This is a genomic window from Streptomyces sp. NPDC030809 (assembly GCF_055572195.1).
Window position 1 is genome coordinate 208,325 of sequence record NZ_JBVIDV010000004.1, and the last position, 26,671, is coordinate 234,995.

A 26,671-nucleotide genomic window follows, 5' to 3' on the forward strand; every position below is an offset into this window, starting at 1 on the left:
CCGTCACCTCACGCGCGTAACGCGGGGGTCGCAGGAGGCACCGTGCTCACCGCGTTCGCCCGGGCGTTCAAGACGCCCGACCTGCGCAAGAAGCTGCTCTTCACGCTCGGCATCATCGTGATCTACCGGCTCGGGTCCCAGATCCCGATCCCGGGCATCAGCTACAAGAACGTCCAGATCTGCCTTGACCAGGCCGGGTCGGGGCAGGGCCTCATGGGCCTGATGCAGATGTTCAGCGGTGGTGCTCTGCTCCAGATCACGATCTTCGCGCTCGGCATCATGCCGTACATCACGGCGAGCATCATCCTGCAGCTGCTGACCGTGGTCATTCCCCGGCTGGAGAACCTCAAGAAGGAGGGGCAGGCCGGCACCGCCAAGATCACGCAGTACACGCGTTATCTGACGGTCGCGCTCGCCGTCCTCCAGGGCACCGGCCTGGTCGCGACCGCGAAGAGCGGCGCCCTGTTCCAGGGCTGCCCGGTCGCGGGCCAGATCGTGCCGGACCAGTCGATCTTCCAGATCGTCGTCATGGTCATCACCATGACCGCCGGCACCTGCGTCGTCATGTGGCTCGGTGAGCTCATCACCGACCGCGGCATCGGCAACGGCATGTCCATCCTGATGTTCATCTCGATCGCCGCCGGCTTCGTCGGCGCCCTGTGGGGCATCAAGCTCCAGGGCAAGATCGCGGACGGCTGGGTCGAGTTCGGTGTCGTCATCCTGGTCGGCCTCGCGATGGTGGCCCTGGTGGTCTTCGTCGAGCAGGCCCAGCGCCGGATCCCGGTCCAGTACGCGAAGCGCATGATCGGCCGCCGCGCCTACGGGGGTACGTCGACGTACATCCCGCTCAAGGTGAACCAGGCGGGTGTGATCCCCGTCATCTTCGCCTCGTCGCTGCTCTACATCCCGGCGCTGATCGTTCAGTTCAGCGGCTCCAACGCGGGCTGGGCCGTCTGGATCCAGAAGCACTTCGTCAAGGGCGACCACCCCTACTACATCGCCGCCTACTTCCTCCTGATCGTGTTCTTCGCCTTCTTCTACGTGGCGATCTCGTTCAACCCGGAGGAAGTCGCCGACAACATGAAGAAGTATGGTGGGTTCATCCCGGGCATCCGGGCCGGTCGACCTACTGCCGAGTACCTGAGCTACGTGCTCAACCGGATCACCTGGCCGGGGTCGCTGTACCTGGGTCTCATCGCTCTTGTGCCGACAATGGCGTTGGCTGGCTTCGGCGCGAACCAGAACTTCCCCTTCGGCGGGACGAGCATCCTCATCATCGTGGGTGTGGGCCTGGAGACCGTGAAGCAGATCGAGAGCCAGCTCCAGCAGCGCAATTACGAAGGGTTCCTCCGCTGATGCGTATCGTCCTCGTCGGTCCTCCCGGGGCGGGCAAGGGAACGCAGGCCGCGTTCCTCGCCAAGAACCTGTCGATCCCGCACATCTCCACGGGCGACCTCTTCCGGGCCAACATCAGCCAGGGCACCGAGCTCGGCCTGAAGGCCAAGGGGTACATGGACGCGGGTGAGCTCGTCCCGGACGAGGTCACCATCGGGATGGCGCAGGACCGGATGGAGCAGCCGGACGCCGAGGGCGGCTTCCTCCTGGACGGCTTCCCGCGCAACGTCTCGCAGGCCGAGGCCCTCGACGAGATGCTGAAGACCGCCGGCATGAAGCTGGACGCCGTCCTCGACCTGGAGGTCGAGGAGGACGAGGTCGTCAAGCGGATCGCGGGCCGCCGGATCTGCCGCAACGACTCCGCGCACGTCTTCCACGTGTCGTACGCCCCGCCGAAGACCGCGGGCGTCTGCGACCACTGCGGCGGCGAGCTGTACCAGCGCGGTGACGACACCGAGGACACCGTCCGCAACCGGCTGGAGGTCTACCACACCCAGACCGAGCCGATCATCGACTACTACAAGGCCCAGGGCCTCGTGGTGACGATCTCGGCGCTGGGCGAGGTCCAGGAAGTCACGCAGCGCGCGATGGACGCGCTGAAGAAGTAGTACCGCAGTAGCCCTGTACGGCCGCGGTGTCCACTGGACGCCGCGGCCGTACTGTTGAGCAGAGACGTTCGTACGAGAGGCAGCAGGCATGGTCCAGATCAAGACCCCGGAGCAGATCGCGAAGATGCGCGAGGCGGGGCTGGTCGTCGCCGCCATCCACGCGGCGACCCGGGAGGCGGCCGTGCCGGGCGCCACCACGCGGGATCTGGACATGGTGGCCCGCAAGGTCATCGCCGACCACGGGGCCAAGTCGAACTTCCTCGGGTACGGCGGCTTCCCCGCGACCATCTGCACCTCGGTCAACGAGGTCGTCGTCCACGGCATCCCGGACGACAAGACGGTCCTCAAGGACGGGGACATCATCTCCATCGACGCCGGCGCCATCGTGGACGGCTGGCACGGGGACGCGGCGTACACGGCCTTCGTGGGCACCGGTCATGCTCCGGAGCTCGTCGAGCTGTCCCGCGTGACCGAGGAGTCCATGTGGGCCGGCATCGCGGCCATGAAGCTCGGCAACCGCCTCGTGGACATCTCCAAGGCCATCGAGACGTACATCAAGCGGCAGCCGCGCCCGGCGGTGGGCGAGCACAGCCGCGGCAAGTTCGGGATCATCGAGGACTACGGCGGCCACGGCATCGGGTCCGAGATGCACATGGACCCGCACCTGCTGAACTACGTCTCCCGCAAGCGCGGCAAGGGCATCAAGCTGGTCCCGGGCGTCTGCCTGGCCATCGAGCCCATGGTGAGCCTGGGCACCGCCCAGACCGAGGTGCTGGCCGACGACTGGACGGTCATCACCACGGACGGGACCTGGTCCTCGCACTGGGAGCACTCGATCGCGCTCACCGAGGAGGGCCCGATCGTCCTGACCATGCCGGACTGCGGCAAGGCCAAGCTGGCCGAGTACGGGGTGACCACGGCCCCCGACCCCCTGGGGTAGGCAGCAGCTTAATGATCTACTGTGTGGGGCAGACTTTCCGGATTCGTCTTTCTGGGTGCCCTGACGTAGACTGACTCGTCGGCTCCTTTGCATCTGCATGTCCGCATGCGTGGGCGAGGAGTCGATCAAGGTAGCCGATTCGAAAGGCGAAGCGTGGCCAAGAAGCAAGGTGCCATCGAGATCGAGGGCACCGTGATCGAGTCCCTCCCGAACGCCATGTTCAAGGTGGAGCTCCAGAACGGTCACAAGGTCCTCGCGCACATCAGCGGAAAGATGCGGATGCACTACATCCGTATCCTCCCGGATGACCGGGTCGTCGTGGAGCTCTCTCCGTACGACCTGACGCGTGGCCGGATCGTCTACCGGTACAAGTAGATCTTGCCCCTTCACCCGCTCCTGCGCGGGTGGTGGCACTGACCCGGAGAACCTCACCCACATGAAGGTCAAGCCGAGCGTCAAGAAGATCTGCGACAAGTGCAAGGTGATCCGCCGTCACGGCCGGGTCATGGTCATCTGCGACAACCTGCGCCACAAGCAGCGCCAGGGCTGACGCACGCCGACCGACCTGCAATTTCGCAGTTCTTCGCGCGACGCAACACACGTAAATACGCAGAGCCCGCCCAGCCCCTCACCGGGCCGGCGGCACCTCCGGCGGGGGCCGGGGACCCGGTCTGTACCTCATACGGCGGACCGGGAGCGGCTTTGCGGAAGACCCCCGAGCACACAGGAGCCATTGAATGGCACGCGTTTCCGGTGTCGACATCCCGCGCGAAAAGCGCGTGGAGATCGCACTCACCTACGTCTTCGGTATCGGGCGCACCCGGTCCAAGGAGATCCTCGCCTCCACCGGCGTGAACCCGAACACCCGCGTTCGTGACCTGGCCGAAGAGGACCTGGTCAAGATCCGCGAGTACGTGGACGCCAACCTCCGCACCGAGGGTGACCTCCGCCGCGAGATCCAGGCCGACATCCGCCGCAAGGTCGAGATCGGCTGCTACCAGGGTCTGCGCCACCGCCGTGGCCTGCCGGTCCACGGTCAGCGCACCAGCACGAACGCCCGTACCCGCAAGGGCCCGCGTCGCGCCATCGCCGGCAAGAAGAAGCCGGGCAAGAAGTAGTCCTCAGCGGACTCGCTTTCCAGCGGTCTTGCGCTGTAGGACCGACCACCTCCCTGTAGGAGTAAGAGATGCCCCCCAAGGGTCGTCAGGGCGCTGCCAAGAAGGTGCGCCGCAAGGAAAAGAAGAACGTCGCTCACGGCCACGCGCACATCAAGAGCACGTTCAACAACACGATCGTGTCCATCACGGACCCGACCGGCAACGTGATCTCCTGGGCCTCCGCCGGCCACGTCGGCTTCAAGGGCTCGCGCAAGTCCACCCCCTTCGCCGCGCAGATGGCCGCCGAGTCGGCCGCCCGCCGCGCGCAGGAGCACGGCATGCGCAAGGTCGACGTCTTCGTCAAGGGTCCCGGCTCCGGCCGTGAGACCGCGATCCGCTCCCTCCAGGCCACGGGCCTCGAGGTCGGTTCGATCCAGGACGTCACCCCCACCCCGCACAACGGCTGCCGTCCGCCGAAGCGCCGCCGCGTCTGACCCGCCACGGGTCCGAGCAGCGCGTTTCGACGCTCTGAGCCGAGTGTCCGGGCGGTACGGCCCCTCCGGGGGGCGTGCCGCCCGTACGCTTGCAGTACCGCTGCACCGCCGCTCGGCGTGCAGCACCCCGTCGGGCGTCAAATAGTGGGCGTCCACGACTGAAGGAACACAGACATGCTTATCGCTCAGCGTCCTTCGCTGACCGAAGAGGTCGTCGACGAGTACCGCTCGCGGTTCGTGATCGAGCCGCTGGAGCCGGGCTTCGGCTACACCCTCGGCAACTCCCTGCGCCGTACCCTCCTGTCCTCGATCCCGGGTGCCGCTGTCACCAGCATCCGCATCGACGGCGTCCTGCACGAGTTCACCACCGTGCCGGGCGTCAAGGAGGACGTGACCGACCTCATCCTCAACATCAAGCAGCTGGTCGTCTCCTCGGAGCACGACGAGCCGGTCGTGATGTACCTGCGCAAGCAGGGTCCCGGCCTGGTCACCGCTGCCGACATCGCGCCCCCGGCCGGTGTCGAGGTGCACAACCCGGACCTGGTCCTCGCCACGCTCAACGGCAAGGGCAAGCTGGAGATGGAGCTGACCGTCGAGCGCGGTCGCGGCTACGTCTCCGCCGTCCAGAACAAGCAGCTGGGCCAGGAGATCGGCCGCATCCCGGTCGACTCCATCTACAGCCCGGTCCTCAAGGTCACCTACAAGGTCGAGGCGACCCGAGTCGAGCAGCGCACCGACTTCGACAAGCTGATCGTCGACGTCGAGACCAAGCAGGCCATGCGCCCGCGTGACGCCATGGCCTCCGCCGGCAAGACCCTGGTCGAGCTGTTCGGTCTGGCCCGCGAGCTCAACATCGACGCCGAGGGCATCGACATGGGCCCGTCCCCGACGGACGCCGCCCTGGCCGCCGACCTGGCGCTGCCGATCGAGGAGCTGGAGCTCACCGTTCGGTCGTACAACTGCCTCAAGCGCGAGGGCATCCACTCCGTGGGTGAGCTCGTCGCCCGCTCCGAGGCCGACCTGCTCGACATCCGCAACTTCGGTGCGAAGTCGATCGACGAGGTCAAGGCGAAGCTGGCCGGCATGGGCCTGGCCCTGAAGGACAGCCCGCCCGGATTCGACCCGACCGCCGCGGCGGACGCCTTCGGCGCCGACGACGACGCGGACGCGGGCTTCGTCGAGACCGAGCAGTACTGAGAGCTCGGGACCACGGTCCCGTAGACGTCTGCCGGCCGGCTTCGGCTGGCCGTGCAGTTCCCCGCGCCCCTCACGGGGCGCGGGGTCTCCGACAGGCGACCGCCTGCTCGGATACTGACCCCGGTACCTCGTACGGCCGGGGCAGACACCAAGGAGAAACACCATGCCGCGTCCCACCAAGGGTGCCCGTCTGGGCGGCAGCGCCGCGCACGAGAAGCTGCTCCTCGCGAACCTCGCGAAGTCGCTCTTCGAGCACGGCCGCATCACCACGACCGAGGCCAAGGCCCGCCGCCTGCGTCCGGTCGCCGAGCGCCTGATCACCAAGGCGAAGAAGGGCGACATCCACAACCGTCGCCTGGTGCTGCAGACCATCACGGACAAGGGCGTCGTCCACACGCTCTTCACCGAGATCGCCCCGCGCTACTCCGAGCGCCCGGGTGGCTACACCCGCATCACCAAGATCGGCAACCGTCGTGGCGACAACGCCCCGATGGCCGTGATCGAGCTGGTCGAGGGCGAGATCGCCAAGAAGGCGACCGTCGCCGAGGCCGAGGCCGCCACCAAGCGCGCCGTCAAGGAGGCCGACGCGGCCACCGAGACCGCCGCCGAGGAGACCACGGAGGCCTGAGCCCCCTGGTTGCCGTAAAGGCCTGGAACGGGTCCGTCCCCTCGCGGGGGCGGGCCCGTTCTGCTTGCCGGAAGACTGAGAGGATGCAGGGGTGAGTGACGAGGTGGAGCCCGGACGTGTCCGGGTGCGGCTGGACCTGTCGTACGACGGCAAGGACTTCTCCGGCTGGGCGAAGCAGACGACGCGCCGGACCGTGCAGGGCGAGCTGGAGTCGGCCCTCCAGACCGTGATGCGGCTGAAGGAGCCGGTGGAGCTGACCGTGGCCGGGCGCACCGACGCCGGGGTGCACGCCCGCGGGCAGGTGGCGCACCTGGACCTCCCCGAGGAGGTGTGGGCCGAGCACCACGACAAGCTGCTGCGGCGGCTGGCCGGGCGGCTCCCGCACGACGTGCGGGTCTGGAAGGTGGCCGAGGCCCCGTCCGGTTTCAACGCGCGGTTCGCGGCGATCTGGCGCCGGTACGCGTACCGGGTCGGGGACCACAAGGGCGGGGTGGACCCGCTGCGCCGCGGGCACGTGCTGTGGCACGACTGGCCGCTGGACGTGGCCGCGATGAACGAGGCCTCGAAGGCGCTGCTCGGGGAGCACGACTTCGCCGCGTACTGCAAGAAGCGCGAGGGCGCGACCACGATCCGCACGCTCCAGCAGCTGAGCTGGGAGCGGGACGCGGACGGGATCGTGACGGCCACCGTGCGGGCCGATGCCTTCTGCCACAACATGGTGCGCTCGCTGGTCGGCGCCCTGCTGCACGTGGGGGACGGGCACCGGCCCGTGGAGTGGCCGGGCCGGGTGCTGGCGGCCGGCGTACGGGACTCCGCGGTGCACGTGGTCAAGCCGCACGGGCTGACCCTCGAAGAGGTGGGCTACCCGGCCGACGAGCTGCTGGCGGAGCGCAGCCGGCAGGCCCGCAACATGCGGACGCTGCCGGGCGGGGCCACGGGCGCGGGCTGCTGCTGAGCCGGGCCCCGGGCGGGGGCCGGTGCGGGACCGGGCCCCGCCCGTGCCGGGGCCGAGCCGGCTCCCGGGACGGGGGCGCGCGGCCGTGACCCTCGGCCGGGCCGGGGGCCGGTCAGTGGGCGGCCGAGGCCTCGGCGAGGGTGCGGCCGCGCTTCACGATGCGCTGGAAGGTGTACTCGGCGAGGTCGTCGCCCGCGGTCTCGACCGCCCGGTCCTTCTTGGTGACGTCCCTGCCGGACTGGAAGCCGGACAGGGTGACGTAGAGGAACCGGCCGTAGGCGTTGGCGGTGCGGCGGCAGACCTTGGACCTGGTGCACGCCTTCTTCCCCTTGCCGGGCTGGAGGGCGGTCACCGAGCCGGGCAGCTCCTCCTTGGCCTTCGCGGCCTGCTCGGTGCTGTCGAAGGCGGCCACGCCCACGGTGGTGGCGATGCCGTCGCGCTGGTAGGTGCCGCGGACCAGCTTGCGGCAGCCGTGCCGGGCGAGGACCTTCGCCACCGGGTCGGGGGCGGCCTTGGCGCAGTCCGACTTGGTGTCCCCGGCGGTCTGGGTGTACTTCCGCCCGCTGACCTCGGCCGACTTGCCGGGGAAGAACTCCGTCGCGTTGAAGGGCAAGTGGTCGCGCTTGCCGTCGGCGAGGAAGTCCAGCGGGGCCGGGCCGGCCGTGGGGGCGGCGGAGAAGACCGGCGGGGCGGAGGCCGTGGGCCCGGCCTGCCGGGGGGTGTCGGATGCGTCACGTCCGCCGGAGCGGCCGAGGTACAGCGCGCCGGCCACCACGACCACGAGGGTCAGGGCGGTGAGCGCCCCCGCGCCCGTCCACAGGAGCCTCCTGCGGCGCTGCCGGGCGGCGTGGGCGTCGGCCAGCGCCTCCCAGTCCGGTGTGTGCGGCGGCTGCGCACCCTGCTGAAACGGTCCCTCCCCAAAAGCCATGCCGCGCATCCTAGGCCGAGCCGGAGAAAACCCGCTTGGGTGTCCGCGACCGGGGCCGGGACAATGCGCAGCATGGGACATCTTGAGGCCGGACACCTGGACTACTACCTGCCGGACGGACGCGTGCTGCTGTCGGACGCCTCCTTCCGGGTGGGGGAGGGGTCCGTGGTCGCGCTGGTCGGTGCGAACGGAGCGGGCAAGACCACGCTGCTGAAGCTGATCTCCGGGGAGCTGCAGCCGCACGGCGGCGCGGTCACCGTGAGCGGCGGCCTGGGCGTGATGCCGCAGTTCGTGGGCTCCGTACGGGACGAGCGCACCGTGCGCGACCTGCTCGTCTCGGTGGCGCAGCCGCGTATCCGGGAGGCCGCGCAGGCGGTGGACCGGGCCGAGCACCTGATCATGACGGTGGACGACGAGGCCGCGCAGATGGCCTACGCGCAGGCGCTGAGCGACTGGGCCGACGTGCAGGGCTACGAGGCCGAGACCCTGTGGGACGTGTGCACCACGGCCGCGCTGGGGGTCCCGTACGACAAGGCGCAGTTCCGCGAGGTGCGCACGCTCTCCGGCGGTGAGCAGAAGCGGCTGGTGCTGGAGGCGCTGCTGCGCGGGCCGGACGAGGTGCTGCTGCTCGACGAGCCGGACAACTACCTCGACGTACCGGGCAAGCGGTGGCTGGAGGACCAGCTGAAGGCCACCCGCAAGACCGTGCTGTTCGTCTCCCACGACCGGGAGCTGCTCTCCCGGGCCGCCGAGAAGATCGTCAGCGTGGAGCCGGGGGTGGACGGCTCGGACGTGTGGGTGCACGGGGCCGGTTTCGCCACCTTCCACGAGGCGCGCAAGGAGCGCTTCGCCCGCTTCGAGGAGCTCAAGCGGCGCTGGGAGGAGAAGCACGCCCAGCTGAAGAAGCTCGTCGTCACCCTGCGGCAGGCCGCTGCGGTCAGCCACGAGATGGCCTCCCGGTACGCGGCCGCGCAGACCCGGCTGAAGAAGTTCGAGGAGGCGGGCCCGCCGCCGGAGCCGCCGCGGGAGCAGGAGATCACGATGCGGCTGCGCGGCGGCCGTACCGGGGTGCGCGCGGTCACCGCGAAGAACCTGGAGCTCACCGGCCTGATGAAGCCCTTCGACCTGGAGGTCTTCTACGGGGAGCGGGTCGCGGTGCTCGGCTCGAACGGCTCCGGGAAGTCGCACTTCCTGCGGCTGCTGGCGGGGGACGAGGAGCGGCCCGTGGCGCACACGGGCGAGTGGAAGCTCGGCGCCCGCGTGGTCCCCGGCCACTTCGCGCAGACCCACGCCCATCCGGAGCTCTTCGGGCGGACCCTCGTGGACATCCTGTGGACGGAGCACGCCAAGGACCGCGGCGGTGCGATGTCCGTGCTGCGGCGCTACGAGCTGGAGCGGCAGGGGGACCAGCCGTTCGAGAAGCTCTCGGGCGGGCAGCAGGCCCGGTTCCAGATCCTCCTGCTGGAACTCTCCGGGACCACGGCCCTGCTCCTCGACGAGCCGACCGACAACCTGGACCTGGAGTCGGCCGAGGCCCTGCAGGACGGTCTGGAGGCGTACGAGGGCACGGTGCTGTGCGTCACGCACGACCGCTGGTTCGCGCGCTCCTTCGACCGCTACCTGGTCTTCGGCTCGGACGGGGTGGTACGGGAGACCCCGGAGCCGGTCTGGGACGAGCGCCGGGTCGAGCGGAAGAGGTGACCTCGGGGGCCCCGGTCCCTCCTCCCCGCGCACGGGGAGGAGGGGGACCCGGTCCCGGGGGGCCTCGCCGGCACGGTGATGCTCGCCGCATTCCGGGCCTCCGGTCGGCCGGAGGTCGTGCACCGGGCTCGCGTCGGGTTACTCTGGAACCCGTAACAACTGCGGGGTCCCCACCCAGGACCGAACCGGAGTGCGCCGCGACGCCGGATCCATCGGCATCGCGGACCGCGTTTTGACCCGTATGGGTCCTCATGGGTATCCTGCTGGTTTGTTATGCGTATGGGCCGATTCATTCTCACGTGATGGGGCCTTGCGCCGGTCCACCGGACCGATGACCAGCAGTTCAAACCGTTCGTAAGGGTTGCGTCCCCGATGCGAACGAGGGCTGTCGTGATCGTCCGTGGTGACCCTGTCAGGACCCGTCCCGCGGGGCTAGCGCCCCTTGGGATGACCCACCACTGAAGAAGCGAAGGCATACGCGTGCGTACGTTCAGCCCCAAGCCCGGCGACATCTCGCGCCAGTGGCTCGTCATTGACGCCCAGGACGTTGTCCTCGGCCGTCTGGCGACCCAGGCCGCTGCCCTCCTGCGGGGCAAGCACAAGCCGACTTACGCCCCCCACATGGACATGGGCGACTTCGTCATCATCGTCAACGCCGACAAGGTTCACCTGTCCGGCAACAAGCGCGAGCAGAAGATGGCGTACCGCCACTCCGGCTTCCCGGGCGGTCTCCGCAGCGTCCGTTACGAGGACCTGCTGACGAACAACCCCGAGAAGGCCGTCGAGAAGGCCGTCAAGGGCATGCTCCCGAAGAACTCCCTGGGCCGTCAGATGCTCTCGAAGCTGAAGGTCTACTCGGGCGACCAGCACCCCCACGCTGCCCAGCAGCCGGTGCCGTTCGAGATCACCCAGGTCGCGCAGTAATCCCGGCCACCCCCTAAGACGTAGAGAATTCTGAGGAGAATCGTGGCCGAGACCACCGTCGAGACCCCCATCGAGGGCGACGAGACCTACGACGCTGTGACCACCTTCGAGTCCGAGGCCCCGGAGGGTGACTACACCTCCGAGTCCCTGGCCTCGCGCTTCGGCGACCCGCAGCCGGCTGCCGGCCTGGGCCGTCGCAAGAACGCCATCGCCCGCGTCCGGATCGTTCCGGGCACCGGCAAGTGGAAGATCAACGGTCGCACCCTCGAGGACTACTTCCCGAACAAGGTGCACCAGCAGGAAGTCAACGAGCCCTTCAAGGTGCTCGAGCTTGACGGCCGCTACGACGTCATCGCCCGCATCGCGGGTGGCGGCGTCTCCGGCCAGGCCGGCGCCCTGCGCCTCGGCGTGGCCCGCGCCCTGAACGAGGCGGACGTGGAGAACAACCGCGGCCCGCTGAAGAAGGCCGGCTTCCTCTCCCGCGACGACCGTGCGGTCGAGCGCAAGAAGGCCGGTCTCAAGAAGGCCCGCAAGGCTCCGCAGTACAGCAAGCGCTAATCTCCGCCTGCTGCTCTGCACGAATCCGCCCCGGCGGCACACTCTGTGCTGCCGGGGCGGTTCGTTTATCGCCACAAGCGACGTATATCTGTCTCAAAGCACTAGAACTCGGTAACTCGGAGGACAACAGTGGGACGACTCTTCGGTACAGACGGTGTACGCGGTGTCGCGAACGCGGATCTGACGGCTGAGCTCGCTCTCGGCCTGTCCGTGGCGGCCGCACACGTGCTCGCCGAGGCGGGCACCTTCGAGGGGCACCGCCCCACCGCCGTGGTCGGCCGGGACCCCCGCGCCTCCGGCGAGTTCCTGGAGGCGGCCGTGGTGGCCGGCCTCGCGAGTGCCGGCGTGGACGTCCTGCGCGTCGGTGTGCTGCCCACCCCCGCGGTGGCGTATCTCACCGGTGCGCTGGGCGCCGACCTCGGCGTCATGCTCTCCGCGAGCCACAACGCCATGCCCGACAACGGCATCAAGTTCTTCGCACGCGGCGGCCACAAGCTCGCCGACGAGCTGGAGGACAAGATCGAGGCCGTCTACGAGGAGCACCGCACCGGCGCTCCCTGGGACCGGCCGACCGGCGCGGGCGTGGGCCGGGTCTCCGACTACACCGAGGGCTTCGAGAAGTACGTCGCCCACCTGATCGGCGCCCTGCCGAACCGCCTCGACGGACTGAAGATCGTCCTGGACGAGGCGCACGGCGCGGCCGCCTTCGTGTCCCCCGAGGCCTTCGCCCGGGCCGGCGCCGAGGTGGTCACGATCGGCGCCGAGCCGGACGGCCTCAACATCAACGACGGCTGCGGCTCCACCCACCTGGGCCTGCTCAAGCAGGCCGTGGTCGAGCACGGGGCCGACCTGGGCATCGCCCACGACGGCGACGCCGACCGCTGCCTGGCCGTGGACTCCTTCGGCAACGAGATCGACGGGGACCAGATCCTCGCCGTGCTCGCCCTCGCCATGCAGGAGGCCGGCACCCTGCGCGGGGAGGCCGTCGTCGCGACCGTCATGTCCAACCTCGGCTTCAAGCTGGCCATGGAGGACAAGGGCATCGCGCTCGTCCAGACGGCGGTCGGCGACCGCTACGTGCTGGAGTCGATGAAGGAGCACGGCTACGCCCTCGGCGGCGAGCAGTCCGGCCACGTGATCATCCTCGACCACGCGACCACCGGCGACGGCACCCTCACCGGCCTGATGCTGGCCGCCCGGGTGGCCGCGACCGGCCGCAGCCTGGCCGAGCTGGCGGCGGTCATGAACCGGCTGCCGCAGATCCTGATCAACGTGCCCGACGTGGACAAGTCCCGCGTGGCCACCTCCGGCGAGCTGGCCGCGGCCGTCGCCGAGGCGGAGCGGGAGCTCGGCTCCACCGGCCGCGTGCTGCTGCGCCCCTCCGGCACCGAGCCGCTCGTACGCGTGATGGTCGAGGCCGCCGACATCGAGCAGGCGCACTCCGTCGCGGGCCGGCTGGCCGACGCCGTCAAGTCCGCGCTCGGCTAGGACGTCACCCCTTCCGGTGGACGGGTGCGGGTGCACCCGGCCGGCCGGTCACCCCCGTGTGCCCCGTGGCGCACCCGGCTTCCGGGTCATCCGGCCCTGCTGGGTGCGCCACAGCAGTTTCCAGCCGACGAGGGTCAGGCAGCCCGCCAGGATGATCCCGAGCAGGTTGAGCATCAGCTGCTCGGCCGAACCCCACATCTGCGGGAAGTCCCCGTAGCTGAGCGCCACGGCCGCATTGGCGGCGGCCGGCACGGTGGTCACCGAGATGGCCACGCCCACCAGGGCCCCCGCCTTGGCGGAGGTCAGCGAGAGCACCCCGGCCACCCCGGCGAGCAGCGCGACGACGAACGAGAACGGGTCCGGCTGCCAGATGAAGCTGGTGTTCGGGCGCGGGTTGTCCAGCAGGCCCGGATGGAACATCCCCAGGGCGTCCATCACCAGGCTGAACACGGTGGTCGCCACGATCGCCGCGGCGAAGCCGGTCAGCAGCGCGATCAGCGAGCGGAACGCCATCCGGGGGACCCGCTGCACCAGCCCGGTGCAGATCCCCGCCAGCGGGCCGAACTCCGGGCCCACGGCCATCGCGCCCACGATCAGGATGGCGTTGTCGAGGGCCACGCCGCAGGCCGCGATCATCGTCGCCACGATCATGAACGCGGCATAGGTGATGGTGAGCGTGGACTCCTCGTGGGTGGCCTCGGCCAGCTGCTCCCAGATCACCGCGTCGGCGGCCTCGCCCGGGGCCTCCTCCTCGGCCGCGTCGGCCCGCGCGGACAGGGACAGGTCGATGTTCTCGACGGCGATCGAGCCGTCCTTGTCGATGCCGAGCTCCCGCAGCTCGTACAGGAGTTCGTCACCGGCCTCGCGGGCCACGTCGCACAGGACCAGGTCCCCCCGGGGATCGCGGGCGGCGCCGGGCAGCACGGCCAGGTGGGTGGTCCCGACCGTCGACTCGATGGCCGCGACCACGGCCTCCGTACGGTCCGCCGGGGTGATCATCCTCAGGTGCAGCATGCCCGCACCCTAAACGGCGCAGCGGCGCCGCGGGCCCGAGCCGGGGGCGCGGGCGCGCCCCCGGCGGTGAACCCTTCCGGCCGGAGCGTCAGAGCTTGCGCAGGCTGAGCCGCTGGACCTTGTGGTCCGGGCCCTTGCGGATGATGAGGTTGGCGCGGCCGCGGGTCGGGGCCACGTTCTCCAGGAGGTTGGGGCGGTTGATGGTGCGCCACATGGTGCGGGCGTAGTCCATGGCCTCCTCCTCGGAGACCTGGGTGTACTTCCGGAAGTAGGAGAAGGGATTCTGGAACGCGGTCTCGCGGAGCTTCGCGAACCGGCTGAGGTACCAGCGCTCGATGTCCTCGGGCCGGGCGTCCACGTACACGCTGAAGTCGAAGAAGTCGGCGAGCCCGACCCGGGTGCGGCCGTCCTTGCCGGGCAGGGCCGGCTGGAGGACGTTCAGGCCCTCCACGATGAGGATGTCCGGGCGGCGGACCGTGAGCCGCTCCCCGGGCACGATGTCGTAGATCAGGTGCGAGTAGACGGGCGCGGTGACCTCGTCCTTGCCGGCCTTGATGTCGGCCACGAACCGGGTCAGCGCCCGCCGGTCGTACGACTCGGGGAAGCCCTTGCGGGACATCAGGCCGCGCTCGCGCAGCTCGTCCATCGGGTACAGGAAGCCGTCGGTGGTGACCAGCTCCACGCGGGGGTGCTCGGGCCAGCGCGCCAGCAGGGCCTGGAGCAGGCGGGCCACGGTGGACTTGCCCACGGCCACGCTGCCGGCGACGCCTATGACGAACGGGGTGCCGGCCTGGGCGCCGTGCCCGTTGCCCGCGTCCCCGAGGAAGGTGTTGAGGGCGCCGCGGAGGTTGCTGGTGGCGCCCACGTAGAGGTTCAGCAGGCGGGACAGCGGGAGGTAGACGTCGCGCACCTCGTCGAGGTCGATGACGTCGCCGAGGCCCCGAAGGCGCTCGACCTCCTCGGCGGTGAGCGGCAGCGGGGTGCGCTCGCGCAGGGCGCTCCACTCTGCGCGGGTGAGGTCTACGTACGGCGACGCCTCGGTCCGGCGCCGGTCGGTTCCGCTTCGTGGCGGCGAAGTGATCACAGGGCCATTGTCGTCGCCTGCGGGGGGTTGTGGGCCGTGGGGTCGGTCACGTGGCGCAGTGCGGGGGGGCCGGCGGGTCGGCCGGGGGAGGCCGGGAGGAGGCCGAGGGGCGGGAACGTGCAGGGGAAGTGAACGTCCGGAGGGTTGCGCCGATCTTGGTCTCGATTCTGCGGTGGACCGGTATCGCCCCCGCAACGATCTTGTCCGCGGGCCGGGTGCGCGGGCGCGGCCGCCGTAGATTCGGTCCGGCACCTGCCTGCTCATCGTTTTCTCATCGGGGGGATCTTCCGTGCGTTCTGCTCTCGTTCGTCGTGGCGCCGTCACCGTGTCCGCGGTGTCGCTGGCCCTGCTGGCCACGGCCTGTGGTTCGGGCGGCGAAGACAAGAAGGACGAGGGCAAGGCCCCCGGCGCCACCGCCCCGTCCGCGCCCGCGAAGGGCAGGACGGACGCCGAACTGGCCGCCTTGCTCGTCACCCAGGCCGAGCTGCCGGACCACAAGCTGGACCCGAAGGCCGGGGCCGCGCTGGACAAGTCCGCCGGCGCCCCGGTCGCCACCGACAAGGCCGAGTGCAAGGTCCTGGCCCAGCTGCAGAGCTCGCAGAAGGTGGGCGCCCCCACCGGCGTCGCCCGCACCGCGGTCACCAGCAAGCCGGAGCAGCCGGGCGCCACCGCCAGCCCGGAGGAGCGGCTCGCCGCCATCCAGAAGGCGCTCGGCGCGACCGCCACGATGGTCGGCCTGCAGTCCTACGACGGCAAGGGTGCCGAGGAGCTGACGGCCTCCGTCAAGAAGGCCGAGGAGGCCTGCGCCGGCGGCTTCACCGTCACCCAGGACGGCGAGGTCACCAAGATCAAGAGTGTTCAGGCGGGACCCTCCGCCACCGGCGGCGACGAGGCCGTCAGCCTGGAGCTCTCCATGGACATGAAGGAGGGCGGGAAGACCGTGCCGCTGCTGCTGACCGTGGTCCGGTCCGGCAGCACCGTGGCCACGTTCTCCTCCATCAGCCTGCTCGGCCAGACCAAGGCCCCGACCGCCGTCGTCAACGCCCAGGTCAAGAAGCTCGGCTGACGCCGCGTCGGAACCGGGCCCGCCGCCCGGTTCACCCGTACGGCGGTCAACCCCGCTCCGGCAGGTTCGCCGGGGCGGGGTTTTCCGCGCGCACGGATGCCCGGCCGCCGGGCCAACCGGGCGTACGCTGCCGCACATGTGCGGAATCGTGGGTTACGTAGGAGCGCAGTCTGCGCTCGATGTGGTCATCGCCGGACTGAAGCGACTGGAGTACCGGGGCTACGACTCGGCAGGCGTGGCCGTGCTCGCGGACGGCGGACTGGCCGCCGCGAAGAAGGCCGGAAAACTCGTCAACCTCGAAAAAGAGCTGGTGGGCAGGCCGTTGCCGGCCGGCTCCACCGGGATCGGACACACCCGCTGGGCCACCCACGGCGGGCCCACCGACGCCAACGCCCACCCCCACCTGGACAACTCGGGGCGGGTCGCCGTCGTCCACAACGGCATCATCGAGAACTTCGCCGCCCTCCGCGAGGAGTTGGCCGCCCGCGGGCACCGGCTGGACTCCGACACCGACACCGAGGTGGTCTCGCACCTGCTCGCCGAGGCCTTCTCCTCGACCGGGGACCTCGCCGAGGCCATGCGGCAGGTCTGCCGGCGGCTGGAGGGCGCCTTCACCCTCGTCGCCGTACACGCCGACGAGCCCGGCACGGTGGTCGGCGCGCGCCGCAACTCCCCGCTGGTGGTGGGCGTCGGCGAGGGCGAGTCCTTCCTCGCCTCCGACGTGGCCGCCTTCATCGCCCACACCCGGTCCGCGATCGAGCTGGGCCAGGACCAGGTCGTCGAACTGCGCCGGGACGGGGTCACGGTGACGGACTTCTCCGGCGCCCCCGCCGAGGTGCGGGCGTACCACGTGGACTGGGACGCGTCCGCCGCCGAGAAGGGCGGCTACGACTACTTCATGCTCAAGGAGATCGCCGAGCAGCCCAAGGCGGTCGCCGACACCCTCCTCGGCCGGATCGACGGCAACGGCTCGCTGACCCTCGACGAGGTGCGCATCCCCGACTCGGTGCTGCGCGAGGTGGACAAGGTCGTCATCGTGGCCTGCGGCACCGCCTACCACGCCGGGATGATCGCCAAGCTGGCCATCGAGCACTGGACGCGGATCCCCTGCGAGACCGAGCTGGCCAGCGAGTTCCGCTACCGCGACCCCATCCTCGACCAGCGCACCCTGGTCATCGCGATCTCGCAGTCCGGCGAGACCATGGACACCCTGATGGCGCTGCGGCACGCGCGCGAGCAGGGCGCCAAGGTGCTCGCGGTCTGCAACACCAACGGCTCCACGATCCCGCGGGAATCGGACGCCGTGCTCTACACCCACGCCGGGCCGGAGGTGGCCGTCGCCTCCACCAAGGCCTTCCTCACCCAGCTCGTGGCCTGCTACCTGGTGGCCCTCTACCTGGGGCAGGTGCGCGGCACCAAGTGGGGCGACGAGATCCGGGCGGTGATCCGCGAACTCTCCGACATCGCGGCCGCGGTGGACGTGGTCCTGGAGACGATGGAGCCGGTGCGCGCACTGGCCCGCTCGCTGGCCCACAAGAACACCGTGCTCTTCCTCGGCCGGCACGTGGGCTACCCGGTGGCCCTGGAAGGCGCCCTCAAGCTGAAGGAACTCGCGTACATGCACGCGGAGGGGTTCGCGGCGGGCGAGCTCAAGCACGGGCCGATCGCCCTCGTCGAGGAGGACCTGCCGGTGGTGGTGGTCGTGCCCTCGCCGCGCGGCCGCTCGGTGCTCCACGACAAGATCGTCTCGAACATCCAGGAGATCCGGGCCCGCGGGGCGCGCACCATCGTGATCGCGGAGACCGGGGACGAGGCGGTGGTCCCGTACGCCGACCACCTGATCCGGATCCCGGCCACGCCGACCCTGCTCCAGCCGCTGGTGGCGACCGTCCCGCTCCAGGTGTTCGCCTGCGAGCTGGCCACGGCGCGGGGCAACGAGGTCGACCAGCCGCGTAACCTCGCGAAGTCGGTGACCGTGGAATAGGAGCCGCGGACGTGCAGCAGGAGCGAGGGGTGGCAGGACAGTGATCATCGGGGTGGGTATCGACGTCGCCGAGATCGACCGGTTCCAGGCGGCGATGGAGCGCACGCCCGGGATGGCGGCCCGGCTCTTCCTCGAAGACGAGCTGCTGCTGCCGAGCGGCGAGCGGCGCGGCCACGCCTCGCTCGCCGCCCGCTTCGCGGCGAAGGAAGCCCTGGCCAAGGCGCTGGGCGCGCCGCCCGGGCTGCTGTGGACGGACGCCGAGGTGTACGTGGAGGACACCGGGCAGCCCCGGCTGCGGGTGTCCGGCACGGTGGCGGCGCGGGCGGAGCTGCTGGGCGTGAAGTCCTGGCACATCTCGCTCAGCCACGACGCGGGGGTGGCGTCGGCGGTGGTGATCGCGGAAGGCTGAGCGCATGCGTACTGCCCAGAGCGTGGAGACCGTACGGGCCGCCGAGCGCGACCTGATGGCACGGCTGCCCGAGGGCGCCCTGATGCAGCGGGCGGCGGCCGGGCTGGCCGCCGCCTGCGCCGGGCTGCTCGGCCGGGTCTACGGGGCCCGGGTGGTGCTGCTCGTCGGCCCCGGGGACAACGGCGGCGACGCCCTGTACGCCGGGGCGCGGCTGGCCCGCCGGGGCGCCGGGGTGGCGGCCCTGCCGATGGACCCCGAACGGATGCACCCGGGCGGGCTGCGGGCGCTGCGGGCCGCCGGCGGGCGGGTCGTCGAACGGATGCCGGCCGGCCGGGTGGACCTCGTGCTCGACGGGCTGCTGGGCATCGGCGGGCGCGGCGGGCTGCGGCCGGCCGCGGCGGCCCTGGCCGGGCAGGCGGCGCAGGCGCGGGCCGCGGGGGCGCGGGTGGTGGCGGTGGACCTGCCGAGCGGGGTGGACCCCGACACCGGTGAGGTGTCCGGGCCGGTGGTGTCGGCGGACGCGACGGTCGTCTTCGGGGCGTACAAGCCGGGACTCCTGACCGACCCCGGGGCGGGCCACGCGGGAGCGCTGCGGCTCGTGGACATCGGGCTGTCCTTCCCCGGGCCCCCGGAGCTGGAGGCCCTCCAGCACGCGGACGTGGCGGCGCTGCTGCCGGCGCCGGCAGCAGCGAGCGACAAGTACCGGCGCGGGGTGGTCGGGGTGGCCGCGGGCTCGGCACGCTACCCCGGGGCGGCCGTGCTCGCGGTGGCGGGAGCGCTGCGCGGGGGCGCGGGGGCGGTGCGGTACGTGGGTCCGGCCGGGGCGGAAGTCCTGGCGCGGTACCCCGAATCCCTCGTGCACGGCGGGCCGCCGGGGAAGGCCGGGCGGGTGCAGGCCTGGGTGGTCGGGCCGGGTCTGGGGGAGGGGCGCGGGGAGGTGGCCGAGCTGCTCTCCGCGGACGTGCCCCTGCTGATCGACGCCGACGGGCTCCGCGGCCTGGACCCGCAGGCGCTGCGCGCCCGCTCCGCACCGACCCTGCTCACCCCGCACGCCGGGGAGGCCGCCGCCCTGCTGGGGGTAGCGCGGGCCGAGGTCGAGGCGGGGCGGCTGGCGGCGGTACGGGAGCTGGCCGGGCGGTTCGGGGCGGTGGTGCTCCTGAAGGGGTCCACGACGCTGGTGGCCGGGCCCGGGCGGGACACCCCGGTGCGGGTCAACCCGACCGGGACGCCGTGGCTGGCGACCGCCGGGAGCGGGGACGTGCTGTCGGGGCTGGCGGGGGCGCTGCTGGCGGCGGGGCTGTCCGCGCCGGATGCGGGCTCGGTGGGGGCCTACCTGCACGGGCTCGCGGGCCGTTTCGCCGCGCGGGGCGGTCCGGCGACCGCCCACGAGGTGGCCCTCGCGCTGCCGGAGGCGTGGCGCGACGCGGCCGCGCCGTGACCGTCCCGGGGCTCCGCCCCGGACCCCCGGTCCCCGAGCGCCGGACGGGCCGGATGCTCCGGCCGAGCCCCGCGAAGGCCAGGTCGTGTCTTTCGGATAGTGCCGGTCAGGCCCGCGGCGTCTGGTGCCACTGCGTTCGCTGCGCTCACTCCGTCTCGGCTCTCTCGGCCTTCCTTCGGATGCCGAGCGCATCGCAAGGCGGAGGGTGGACCGCCGTACCGGACGTACTCGGTCTGCCCGACAGCTCGGCATCCAAGGGCCTTCAAGAAGAGCCGAGACGAAGCGAGCGGAGCGAGCGCAGTGCGGCGAGGCGCGGTGCCAGGCGTCGCGGGTCAGGCAAGATCCGGAAGACACGGCCTGGAGGGGCGGTCGAGCACAGGGGGCGGCTGCGCCGCCCGCGCGCCCGGCTCTGAGAGACTGGGCCGGATGAACGAGACACCGCCGCCGCCCCGCGTACGCGCCGAGATCGACCTGGCCGCCGTACGGCACAACGTGCGCACGCTGCGCGACCGCGCCCCCAGGTCGCAGCTGATGGCCGTGGTGAAGTCCGACGCGTACGGCCACGGCGCCGTGCCCTGCGCCCGCGCGGCGCTGGAGGCGGGCGCGACCTGGCTGGGCACCGCCACCCCCGAGGAGGCGTTCGCGCTGCGCGCGGCCGGGATCGACGCGCCGGTCATGTGCTGGCTGTGGACCCCGGGCGGCCCCTGGCAGCAGGCGGTGGAGCTGGGCATCGACGCGGGCGTCAGCGGCATGTGGGCCCTGGAGGAGGTGCGGGCCGCGGCCCGGGCCGCCGGTCGGCCCGCCCGCATCCAGCTCAAGGCCGACACCGGCCTCGGCCGCAACGGCTGTCAGCCCGCCGACTGGCCCGAGCTGGTGGGCGCCGCCGTCGCCGCGCAGGCCGAGGGCACCGTCCGGGTCACCGGCCTGTGGTCCCACTTCGCCTGCGCCGACGAGCCCGGCCACCCCTCCATCCAGGCGCAGCTGGACGTCTTCCGGGAGATGGTCGGCTACGCCGAGAAGGAGGGCCTGGAGCCCGAGGTCCGGCACATCGCCAACTCCCCGGCCACCCTCACCCTCCCCGAGACCCACTTCGACCTGGTCCGCACCGGGATCGGCATCTACGGGGTCTCCCCGGCCCCCGAACTCGGCACCCCCGCCCAGCTCGGGCTGCGCCCGGCGATGACCCTGCGGGCCTCGGTCGCCCTGGTGAAGGAGGTGCCGGGCGGCCACGGCGTCAGCTACGGGCACCACTACGTGACCGAGGGCCCGACCCGCCTCGCCCTGATCCCCGTCGGCTACGCGGACGGCGTGCCCCGGCACGCGTCCGGCCGCGGCCCGGTGCTCGTCGGCGGCACGGTCCGCACGGTGGCCGGCCGGGTGGCGATGGACCAGTTCGTCGTGGACGTGGGCGGCGACCCGGTCCGCACCGGAGACGAGGCCGTGCTCTTCGGGCCCGGGGACGCGGGGGAGCCCACCGCCGAGGACTGGGCGCAGGCCGCCGGCACCATCGCGTACGAGATCGTGACGCGGATCGGTTCCCGGGTCCCGCGCGTCTACCGGAACGTGTGATGCCCGACCCGACCGCGTGAGGGAATGAGGTGCCGTGAGCGAGAACTGGCGCAAGGCCGGATGGGCCGGCGCCGCGATCGGCGTCCTCGCCGCCGGCGCGGCCGCGGGCGTGGCGGTGGAGCGGCTCACCGTCGGCCGCGGCATACGCATGAAGGCCCGCCTCGCCCTCGACGCCGCCGGCCCGTACGGCTCGCTGCGCGGCACCCCGGGCACGGTCCTGGCCGACGACGGCACCGAGCTGTACTACGAGGTGGACGAGCCCGACCCGGCCCTGGTGGCCCCGGGCAAGCGGCGCCGGCTGCGCCGCTCGGACTCCCCGGCCCCGCTCACCGTCGTCTTCTGCCACGGCTACTGCCTCTCCCAGGACTCCTGGCACTTCCAGCGGGCCGCCCTGCGCGGCGCGGTCCGCGCGGTCTACTGGGACCAGCGCAGCCACGGGCGGTCCGGCCGGGGCCTGGCCCAGGCCGACGGCGAGCCGCTCACCATCGACCGGCTCGGCCGGGACCTGAAGGCCGTCGTGGACGCGGCCGCGCCGGAGGGCCCGCTGCTGCTCGTCGGGCATTCCATGGGCGGCATGACGATCATGGCCCTGGGCGCCCTCTTCCCGGAGCTGGTGCGGGAGCGCGTGGCCGGCGCGGCCTTCATCGGCACGTCGAGCGGCCGGCTCGGCGAGGTCACGTACGGGCTGCCGGCCGCCGGGATGGGGCTGGTGCGCCGGGTGCTGCCCGGGGTGCTGCGGGCGCTGGGCTCGGAGGCGGAGCTCGTGGAGCGCGGCCGCCGGGCCACCGCCGACCTGTTCGCGGGCATGATCAAGCGCTATTCCTTCGGCTCGAAGGACGTGGACCCGGGGGTCGCCCGGTTCGCCGAGCGGCTGATCGAGGCCACCCCCATCGACGTGGTCGCCGAGTTCTACCCGGCCTTCGAACAGCACGACAAGACCGCCGAGCTGGACGTCTTCGCCCCGGTGCCCACCCTGGTGGTGGCCGGAGGCAGGGACCTCATCACCCCCGCCGCGCACGGCGAGACCATCGCCGGCCGGCTGCCCGGGACGGACCTGCTGCTCCTGCCGGAGGCCGGGCACCTGGTCATGCTGGAGCACCCCGAGGCGGTCAACGGTCGGCTGGCGGAGCTCCTCGCGCGCGCCGGGGCGGGACCGGCAGCCGTTAACGTTGGCCGGTATGGAAGCAGCACCGCACACCCGGCCCCTTGAGGCCGACGCGCAGAGCACCCCGCAGACCACCGCGCAGATCACCGTCGACTCCCCGGAGCGGATGCAGGACCTCGGGCGGAAGCTCGCCGGGCTGCTGCGCCCGGGCGACCTCGTCCTGCTGACGGGCGAGCTGGGCGCGGGCAAGACCACCCTGACCCGGGGACTCGGCGAGGGCCTGGGCGTGCGCGGGGCGGTGACCTCGCCGACCTTCGTCATCGCCCGGGTGCACCCCTCGCTGGTGGACGGCCCGCCGCTGGTGCACGTGGACGCGTACCGGCTCGGCGGCGGTCTCGACGAGATGGAGGACCTGGACCTCGACGTCTCGCTGCCGGATTCCGTGGTCGTGGTCGAGTGGGGCGACGGGAAGGTCGAGGAGCTGTCGGACGACCGGCTGCACGTGGTGATCGCGCGGGCGGTCGGGCACGAGGAGGTCCTCGACGACGTGCGCACCGTGACGGTGACCGGGATCGGCGGCCGCTGGGCGGACGCGGGCCTGACGGAACTGCGCCTTCCGTGAGCCGGTACAGCTGCGGGTACTGATTCCGACAAGTTGTCGGCAACCTGTTGCGCCGGCGGCGCGGGACATGGTCACATGGTAGCGAGACCTGGTTAGGTCTACCTAAGTACGGCTTCCCGGGCCCAGGAGGTTGCCATGCAGGCACCAGAGCGCGCTGAAGTCCCCGCCGCCCCCGTCTCCGCTCCCGCGCCCGTCGCCGGAACCGCCGCGGCCGGCGCCCCCGGGCTCGCCGGGCTGTCCGTCCGCGACCTGCTCGCCTCGTGCGCCGCGGCCACCGCGGTCTCCACCCCGCCACGGGCGGCCTCCCGGATGCGCCCGGCCGAAGGCCCCGGCGCCGAGGCCGCGTAAGCGGGCAGCACCGGGTCCCGGCACCCGGCGGGGGCGTCACCGGAACGGGTCAACTCGCGGCCCGGCCGCAGCATGCCCGCTGCGTGCCCGCGGCGCGGTCCGGGCCGTGCGCCCTACGGGACGACGACCACCTTCGAGTTGATCGTCGCGAAGGTCCACATCGCATCCCCGTCGGCACGGGTCATGCGGATGCCGCCGGTCTTCTTCTTCGGGTCCGGCTCCGGCATGGAGCCGTCGGCGCGGGCGCTGAAGCCGATGGTCACGCGGTTGACGCTGGCGAACCGCACGACGTGCTCGATCGGGACCCCGTCCGAGCCGGTGGTGGTGCCGGTGCGCGAGCCGACCAGGTACGTGCCGGGCGTCGGGCTCACCGTGCTGGGCACCACCGCGAAGGTGCGCGGCTTCTTCCCCGGCTCCCCGACCAGCCAGACCTGCTTGAGGCCGAGCGAGTAGACGACGCGTACGCCGGTCCCGGAGTTCGCGGGCACCGGCGGGGTCTTGCCCTGGGCGGGCTTCGCGGCCGGGACGCTCGGGGAGACCCGGGCCGGCTGCCGGGCGGTGCCCCCGTCCTCGGGGATGCTCGCCGAGGCCTGGTAGGCGAGGAAGCACACCACACCGACCGCCGCGGCGGTGAGCCCGGCCACGATTCCGGAGCTGCTGCGTGCCACCTTGTTTCCCGCCTCTCGCTTCGCCCTCCGGGGTCCCCTGGAACCCCCTGGGCTGAAGGTAGCAGCCGGGCCCGGGCCCGCCGGGGCCGCCATTGCGCGCGCCCCCGGAGACGTAGGCTGTTCGCGTGCTCTTGCTCGCAATGGATACCGCCACACCCGCCGTCACCGTCGCCCTCCACGACGGCGGCTCCGTCGTCGCCGAGGCGCACCAGGTGGACGCCCGCCGCCACGGGGAGCTCCTGCTCCCGTCCGTGGACAAGGTCCTCGCCGAAGCCGGCCGGACGCTCGACGAGCTGACCGGCATCGTCGTCGGCGTCGGCCCCGGCCCCTACACGGGGCTGCGGGTGGGCCTGGTGACGGCCGCGGCCTTCGCCTCCGCCCTCGGCGTTCCCGTGCACGGCCTGTGCACCCTCGACGGCCTCGCGTACGCCGCGCAGGACGCCGGCATCGAAGGCCCCTTCACCGTGGCCACCGACGCCCGCCGCAAGGAGGTGTACTGGGCCCGCTACGCCGACCCCCGCACCCGCCTGACCGACGCCGCCGTGGACCGCCCGGCCGACATCGCCGAGCAGGTCGCCGGCCTTCCGTCGGTCGGCGCCGGAGCCCTCCTGTACCCGGAGGTCTTCACCGACGCCCGCGGCCCCGAGCACCAGTCGGCGGCGGCCCTGGCCGCCCTCGCGGCCGAAAAGCTGGCCGCCGGCACGGAATTCCTGCCTCCGCAGCCCATGTACCTGCGCCGCCCCGACGCGCAGGTGCCGAAGAACTACAAGGTGGTCACCCCCCGGTGACGGACGTACAGCTCCGCGAGATGCGCTGGTGGGACATCGCACCGGTGCTGGAACTGGAGCACGACCTCTTCCCCGAGGACGCCTGGTCGGCCGGCATGTTCTGGTCCGAGCTCGCCCACGCCCGCGGCCCGCAGGCCACCCGGCACTACGTGGTGGCGGAGGACCCCGACGGCCGGCTGGTCGGCTACGCGGGCCTCGCCGCCGCGGCCGACCTCGGCGACGTGCAGACCATCGCGGCCGCCCGCGACCAGTGGGGCAGCGGGCTCGGCGCCCGGCTGCTCACCGACCTGCTGCAGGCCGCGTCCGACTTCGAATGCGCCGAGGTGCTGCTGGAGGTACGGGTGGACAACACCCGCGCCCAGCGCCTGTACGAGCGGTTCGGCTTCGAGCCGATCGGCTTCCGGCGCGGCTACTACCAGCCCGGCAACGTGGACGCCCTCGTGATGCGCCGTGCCGACCCCGCAAGCAACCCCGGCCCCGTACAAGGAACTGAGACCCATGGCTGACGAACCCCTCGTCCTCGGCATCGAGACCTCCTGCGACGAGACCGGCGTCGGCATCGTCCGCGGCCACACCCTGCTCGCGGACGCCGTCGCGTCCAGCGTCGACGAGCACGCGCGCTTCGGCGGCGTGGTCCCGGAGGTCGCCTCCCGCGCCCACCTGGAGGCGATGGTCCCCACCATCGAGCGGGCCCTGAAGGAGGCCGGGGTCAGCGCCAAGGACCTCGACGGCATCGCCGTCACCGCCGGTCCCGGCCTGGCCGGCGCGCTGCTGGTCGGCACCTCCGCCGCGAAGGCGTACGCGTACGCGCTCGGCAAGCCGCTGTACGGGGTCAACCACCTCGCCTCGCACATCTGCGTGGACCAGCTGGAGCACGGCGCGCTGCCCGAGCCCACGATGGCCCTGCTGGTCTCCGGCGGGCACTCCTCGCTGCTGCTCGCCCCCGACATCACCAGCGACGTACGGCCGCTCGGCGCGACCATCGACGACGCGGCGGGCGAGGCCTTCGACAAGATCGCCCGCGTGCTGGACCTCGGCTTCCCCGGCGGTCCGGTCATCGACCGGCTCGCGAAGGAGGGCGACCCCTCGGCGATCGCCTTCCCGCGCGGTCTGACCGGGCCGCGGGACCCCGCGTACGACTTCTCCTTCTCCGGGCTCAAGACGGCCGTGGCCCGCTGGATCGAGGCCAAGCGGAACGCGGGCGAGGAGGTGCCGGTGCGGGACGTGGCGGCTTCCTTCCAGGAGGCCGTGGTGGACGTGCTCACGCGCAAGGCGATCCGCGCGTGCAAGGACGAGGGCGTGGACCACCTGATGATCGGCGGCGGGGTCGCGGCCAACTCGCGGCTGCGCTCGCTGGCGCAGGAGCGGTGCGACGACGCGGGGATCGTGCTGCGGGTGCCGCGGCCGAAGCTGTGCACGGACAACGGGGCGATGGTCGCGGCCCTCGGCGCGGAGATGGTCGCCCGCAACCGGCCGGCCTCGGACTGGGACCTGTCGGCGGACTCCTCGCTGCCGGTCACGGACCCGCACGTGCCGGGGAGCGGGCAGGGGGAGGCGCACGGTCACTCACACGGTCACGGGCACGGCCATGGACACGGTCACGGTCACGGCCACTCGCACGACCACGTGCACGAGCTGAGCAAGGACAACCTCTACTCATGAC

General features: G+C 71.9%; 29 protein-coding genes. 25 read left to right on the plus strand and 4 right to left on the minus strand.

From position 1 onward, the window contains the following. Positions 1 to 42 precede the first annotated feature (42 nt). From secY to truA, 10 genes are all read left to right on the plus strand, one after another. Positions 43 to 1,356, plus strand: coding sequence for a preprotein translocase subunit SecY (gene secY, locus ACZ407_RS07680; protein ID WP_468126331.1), 1,314 nt, complete (start codon positions 43 to 45; stop codon positions 1,354 to 1,356). Further along, the gene (locus tag ACZ407_RS07685) at positions 1,356 to 2,003 is read left to right on the plus strand and encodes an adenylate kinase (protein WP_468126333.1); all 648 of its coding nucleotides are present in this window, start codon (positions 1,356 to 1,358) and stop codon (positions 2,001 to 2,003) included. The genes secY and ACZ407_RS07685 overlap by 1 nt, the downstream gene beginning before the upstream one ends. An 88-nt stretch (positions 2,004 to 2,091) precedes the next feature. Next, positions 2,092 to 2,943, plus strand: a complete 852-nt coding sequence (gene map, locus ACZ407_RS07690) for a type I methionyl aminopeptidase (protein WP_468126334.1) — start codon at positions 2,092 to 2,094, stop codon at positions 2,941 to 2,943. 153 nt (positions 2,944 to 3,096) lie between these two features. Next, the gene (gene infA, locus ACZ407_RS07695; RefSeq protein WP_003956442.1) at positions 3,097 to 3,318 is read left to right on the plus strand and encodes a translation initiation factor IF-1; all 222 of its coding nucleotides are present in this window, start codon (positions 3,097 to 3,099) and stop codon (positions 3,316 to 3,318) included. A gap of 61 nt (positions 3,319 to 3,379) precedes the next feature. Then, positions 3,380 to 3,493, plus strand: coding sequence for a 50S ribosomal protein L36 (gene rpmJ / locus ACZ407_RS07700; protein ID WP_003956441.1), 114 nt, complete (start codon positions 3,380 to 3,382; stop codon positions 3,491 to 3,493). Between the two features lie 187 nt (positions 3,494 to 3,680). After that, the gene (rpsM, locus tag ACZ407_RS07705; protein ID WP_146481856.1) at positions 3,681 to 4,061 is read left to right on the plus strand and encodes a 30S ribosomal protein S13; all 381 of its coding nucleotides are present in this window, start codon (positions 3,681 to 3,683) and stop codon (positions 4,059 to 4,061) included. Between the two features lie 68 nt (positions 4,062 to 4,129). Beyond that, a complete protein-coding gene (gene rpsK / locus ACZ407_RS07710) occupies positions 4,130 to 4,534 on the plus strand; it encodes a 30S ribosomal protein S11 (protein ID WP_003948617.1) in 405 nt (134 codons plus the stop codon). Between the two features lie 174 nt (positions 4,535 to 4,708). Next, positions 4,709 to 5,731 carry a DNA-directed RNA polymerase subunit alpha gene (locus tag ACZ407_RS07715; RefSeq protein ID WP_010473911.1) on the plus strand — a complete coding sequence of 341 codons (1,023 nt, stop codon included), beginning with the start codon at positions 4,709 to 4,711 and terminating at the stop codon, positions 5,729 to 5,731. Between the two features lie 163 nt (positions 5,732 to 5,894). After that, positions 5,895 to 6,359 (plus strand): 50S ribosomal protein L17, encoded by a 465-nt coding sequence (rplQ, locus tag ACZ407_RS07720; protein WP_468126336.1) that lies wholly within the window; start codon positions 5,895 to 5,897, stop codon positions 6,357 to 6,359. Between the two features lie 91 nt (positions 6,360 to 6,450). Further along, on the plus strand, positions 6,451 to 7,314 hold the full coding sequence (truA, locus tag ACZ407_RS07725) for a tRNA pseudouridine(38-40) synthase TruA (protein ID WP_468126338.1): 864 nt from the start codon (positions 6,451 to 6,453) through the stop codon (positions 7,312 to 7,314). A 112-nt stretch (positions 7,315 to 7,426) separates the two neighbouring features. Here the strand turns inward: truA and ACZ407_RS07730 are convergent, their stop codons facing one another. Beyond that, positions 7,427 to 8,242 (minus strand): hypothetical protein, encoded by an 816-nt coding sequence (locus ACZ407_RS07730; RefSeq protein WP_468126340.1) that lies wholly within the window; start codon positions 8,240 to 8,242, stop codon positions 7,427 to 7,429. Positions 8,243 to 8,305: 63 nt separating this feature from the next. Here ACZ407_RS07730 and ACZ407_RS07735 point away from each other — a divergent pair, with 63 nt between their 5' ends. From ACZ407_RS07735 to glmM, 4 genes are all read left to right on the plus strand, one after another. Next, a complete protein-coding gene (locus ACZ407_RS07735) occupies positions 8,306 to 9,943 on the plus strand; it encodes an ABC-F family ATP-binding cassette domain-containing protein (RefSeq protein ID WP_468126341.1) in 1,638 nt (545 codons plus the stop codon). Between the two features lie 480 nt (positions 9,944 to 10,423). Further along, positions 10,424 to 10,867, plus strand: a complete 444-nt coding sequence (rplM, locus tag ACZ407_RS07740) for a 50S ribosomal protein L13 (RefSeq protein WP_468126343.1) — start codon at positions 10,424 to 10,426, stop codon at positions 10,865 to 10,867. A gap of 42 nt (positions 10,868 to 10,909) precedes the next feature. Then, positions 10,910 to 11,425, plus strand: coding sequence for a 30S ribosomal protein S9 (gene rpsI / locus ACZ407_RS07745; RefSeq protein ID WP_226734092.1), 516 nt, complete (start codon positions 10,910 to 10,912; stop codon positions 11,423 to 11,425). A 129-nt stretch (positions 11,426 to 11,554) separates the two neighbouring features. Further along, a complete protein-coding gene (gene glmM / locus ACZ407_RS07750; protein WP_468126345.1) occupies positions 11,555 to 12,913 on the plus strand; it encodes a phosphoglucosamine mutase in 1,359 nt (452 codons plus the stop codon). Positions 12,914 to 12,961: 48 nt separating this feature from the next. Here the strand turns inward: glmM and ACZ407_RS07755 are convergent, their stop codons facing one another. Together ACZ407_RS07755 and coaA are read right to left on the minus strand one after the other, a co-directional pair. After that, positions 12,962 to 13,927, minus strand: a complete 966-nt coding sequence (locus tag ACZ407_RS07755) for a DUF389 domain-containing protein (RefSeq protein ID WP_468126347.1) — start codon at positions 13,925 to 13,927, stop codon at positions 12,962 to 12,964. An 88-nt stretch (positions 13,928 to 14,015) separates the two neighbouring features. Further along, positions 14,016 to 15,011 carry a type I pantothenate kinase gene (gene coaA / locus ACZ407_RS07760; RefSeq protein ID WP_468126349.1) on the minus strand — a complete coding sequence of 332 codons (996 nt, stop codon included), beginning with the start codon at positions 15,009 to 15,011 and terminating at the stop codon, positions 14,016 to 14,018. A gap of 289 nt (positions 15,012 to 15,300) precedes the next feature. Between coaA and ACZ407_RS07765 the strand changes: the two genes are divergently transcribed. The 8 genes from ACZ407_RS07765 to ACZ407_RS07800 all read left to right on the plus strand — a co-directional run bounded on the left by ACZ407_RS07765 (position 15,301) and on the right by ACZ407_RS07800 (position 23,552). Further along, positions 15,301 to 16,077, plus strand: a complete 777-nt coding sequence (locus tag ACZ407_RS07765; protein ID WP_468126350.1) for a hypothetical protein — start codon at positions 15,301 to 15,303, stop codon at positions 16,075 to 16,077. A gap of 136 nt (positions 16,078 to 16,213) precedes the next feature. Next, on the plus strand, positions 16,214 to 18,061 hold the full coding sequence (glmS, locus tag ACZ407_RS07770; RefSeq protein WP_468126352.1) for a glutamine--fructose-6-phosphate transaminase (isomerizing): 1,848 nt from the start codon (positions 16,214 to 16,216) through the stop codon (positions 18,059 to 18,061). Between the two features lie 40 nt (positions 18,062 to 18,101). Beyond that, positions 18,102 to 18,470, plus strand: a complete 369-nt coding sequence (locus tag ACZ407_RS07775) for a holo-ACP synthase (RefSeq protein ID WP_468126353.1) — start codon at positions 18,102 to 18,104, stop codon at positions 18,468 to 18,470. Between the two features lie 4 nt (positions 18,471 to 18,474). Then, positions 18,475 to 19,908 (plus strand): NAD(P)H-hydrate dehydratase, encoded by a 1,434-nt coding sequence (locus tag ACZ407_RS07780; protein ID WP_468126355.1) that lies wholly within the window; start codon positions 18,475 to 18,477, stop codon positions 19,906 to 19,908. 426 nt (positions 19,909 to 20,334) lie between these two features. Next, on the plus strand, positions 20,335 to 21,477 hold the full coding sequence (alr, locus tag ACZ407_RS07785; protein WP_468126356.1) for an alanine racemase: 1,143 nt from the start codon (positions 20,335 to 20,337) through the stop codon (positions 21,475 to 21,477). Between the two features lie 34 nt (positions 21,478 to 21,511). Continuing rightward, positions 21,512 to 22,687: an alpha/beta fold hydrolase gene (locus ACZ407_RS07790; protein ID WP_468126358.1), complete on the plus strand. Its 1,176-nt coding sequence runs from the start codon at positions 21,512 to 21,514 to the stop codon at positions 22,685 to 22,687. Further along, positions 22,656 to 23,204 carry a tRNA (adenosine(37)-N6)-threonylcarbamoyltransferase complex ATPase subunit type 1 TsaE gene (tsaE, locus tag ACZ407_RS07795; RefSeq protein WP_468126359.1) on the plus strand — a complete coding sequence of 183 codons (549 nt, stop codon included), beginning with the start codon at positions 22,656 to 22,658 and terminating at the stop codon, positions 23,202 to 23,204. Before ACZ407_RS07790 ends, tsaE begins: the two co-directional genes overlap by 32 nt. Before the next feature lie 135 nt (positions 23,205 to 23,339). Further along, positions 23,340 to 23,552, plus strand: coding sequence for a hypothetical protein (locus tag ACZ407_RS07800; protein ID WP_468126360.1), 213 nt, complete (start codon positions 23,340 to 23,342; stop codon positions 23,550 to 23,552). Between the two features lie 113 nt (positions 23,553 to 23,665). Here the strand turns inward: ACZ407_RS07800 and ACZ407_RS07805 are convergent, their stop codons facing one another. Next, positions 23,666 to 24,220, minus strand: a complete 555-nt coding sequence (locus ACZ407_RS07805; RefSeq protein ID WP_468126361.1) for a hypothetical protein — start codon at positions 24,218 to 24,220, stop codon at positions 23,666 to 23,668. A 125-nt stretch (positions 24,221 to 24,345) separates the two neighbouring features. Between ACZ407_RS07805 and tsaB the strand changes: the two genes are divergently transcribed. Genes tsaB through tsaD form a run of 3 tightly spaced genes read left to right on the plus strand, consistent with a single transcriptional unit; the run spans position 24,346 to position 26,670 of the window. Continuing rightward, entirely contained in the window at positions 24,346 to 25,008 is a 663-nt protein-coding gene (gene tsaB, locus ACZ407_RS07810) for a tRNA (adenosine(37)-N6)-threonylcarbamoyltransferase complex dimerization subunit type 1 TsaB (protein ID WP_468126362.1), read from the plus strand. 20 nt (positions 25,009 to 25,028) lie between these two features. Then, positions 25,029 to 25,514, plus strand: coding sequence for a ribosomal protein S18-alanine N-acetyltransferase (rimI, locus tag ACZ407_RS07815; RefSeq protein ID WP_468126573.1), 486 nt, complete (start codon positions 25,029 to 25,031; stop codon positions 25,512 to 25,514). After that, positions 25,507 to 26,670, plus strand: coding sequence for a tRNA (adenosine(37)-N6)-threonylcarbamoyltransferase complex transferase subunit TsaD (tsaD, locus tag ACZ407_RS07820; protein WP_468126363.1), 1,164 nt, complete (start codon positions 25,507 to 25,509; stop codon positions 26,668 to 26,670). Before rimI ends, tsaD begins: the two co-directional genes overlap by 8 nt. The last annotated feature ends 1 nt before the right edge of the window (position 26,671 follow it).

What these genes read in the sequence shown, in the direction of transcription:
- ACZ407_RS07685 (WP_468126333.1), top strand. Translation starts at nt 1,356, where the DNA reads ATGCGTATCGTCCTCGTCGGTCCTCCCGGGGCGGGCAAGGGAACGCAG.
- map (WP_468126334.1), top strand. Translation starts at nt 2,092, where the DNA reads ATGGTCCAGATCAAGACCCCGGAGCAGATCGCGAAGATGCGCGAGGCG.
- rpmJ (WP_003956441.1), top strand. Translation starts at nt 3,380, where the DNA reads ATGAAGGTCAAGCCGAGCGTCAAGAAGATCTGCGACAAGTGCAAGGTG.
- rpsM (WP_146481856.1), top strand. Translation starts at nt 3,681, where the DNA reads ATGGCACGCGTTTCCGGTGTCGACATCCCGCGCGAAAAGCGCGTGGAG.
- rpsK (WP_003948617.1), top strand. Translation starts at nt 4,130, where the DNA reads ATGCCCCCCAAGGGTCGTCAGGGCGCTGCCAAGAAGGTGCGCCGCAAG.
- ACZ407_RS07715 (WP_010473911.1), top strand. Translation starts at nt 4,709, where the DNA reads ATGCTTATCGCTCAGCGTCCTTCGCTGACCGAAGAGGTCGTCGACGAG.
- rplQ (WP_468126336.1), top strand. Translation starts at nt 5,895, where the DNA reads ATGCCGCGTCCCACCAAGGGTGCCCGTCTGGGCGGCAGCGCCGCGCAC.
- ACZ407_RS07730 (WP_468126340.1), bottom strand. Translation starts at nt 8,242, where the DNA reads ATGGCTTTTGGGGAGGGACCGTTTCAGCAGGGTGCGCAGCCGCCGCAC.
- ACZ407_RS07735 (WP_468126341.1), top strand. Translation starts at nt 8,306, where the DNA reads ATGCGCAGCATGGGACATCTTGAGGCCGGACACCTGGACTACTACCTG.
- ACZ407_RS07755 (WP_468126347.1), bottom strand. Translation starts at nt 13,927, where the DNA reads ATGCTGCACCTGAGGATGATCACCCCGGCGGACCGTACGGAGGCCGTG.
- glmS (WP_468126352.1), top strand. Translation starts at nt 16,214, where the DNA reads ATGTGCGGAATCGTGGGTTACGTAGGAGCGCAGTCTGCGCTCGATGTG.
- ACZ407_RS07780 (WP_468126355.1), top strand. Translation starts at nt 18,475, where the DNA reads ATGCGTACTGCCCAGAGCGTGGAGACCGTACGGGCCGCCGAGCGCGAC.
- alr (WP_468126356.1), top strand. Translation starts at nt 20,335, where the DNA reads ATGAACGAGACACCGCCGCCGCCCCGCGTACGCGCCGAGATCGACCTG.
- tsaE (WP_468126359.1), top strand. Translation starts at nt 22,656, where the DNA reads ATGGAAGCAGCACCGCACACCCGGCCCCTTGAGGCCGACGCGCAGAGC.
- ACZ407_RS07800 (WP_468126360.1), top strand. Translation starts at nt 23,340, where the DNA reads ATGCAGGCACCAGAGCGCGCTGAAGTCCCCGCCGCCCCCGTCTCCGCT.
- rimI (WP_468126573.1), top strand. Translation starts at nt 25,029, where the DNA reads ATGCGCTGGTGGGACATCGCACCGGTGCTGGAACTGGAGCACGACCTC.
- tsaD (WP_468126363.1), top strand. Translation starts at nt 25,507, where the DNA reads ATGGCTGACGAACCCCTCGTCCTCGGCATCGAGACCTCCTGCGACGAG.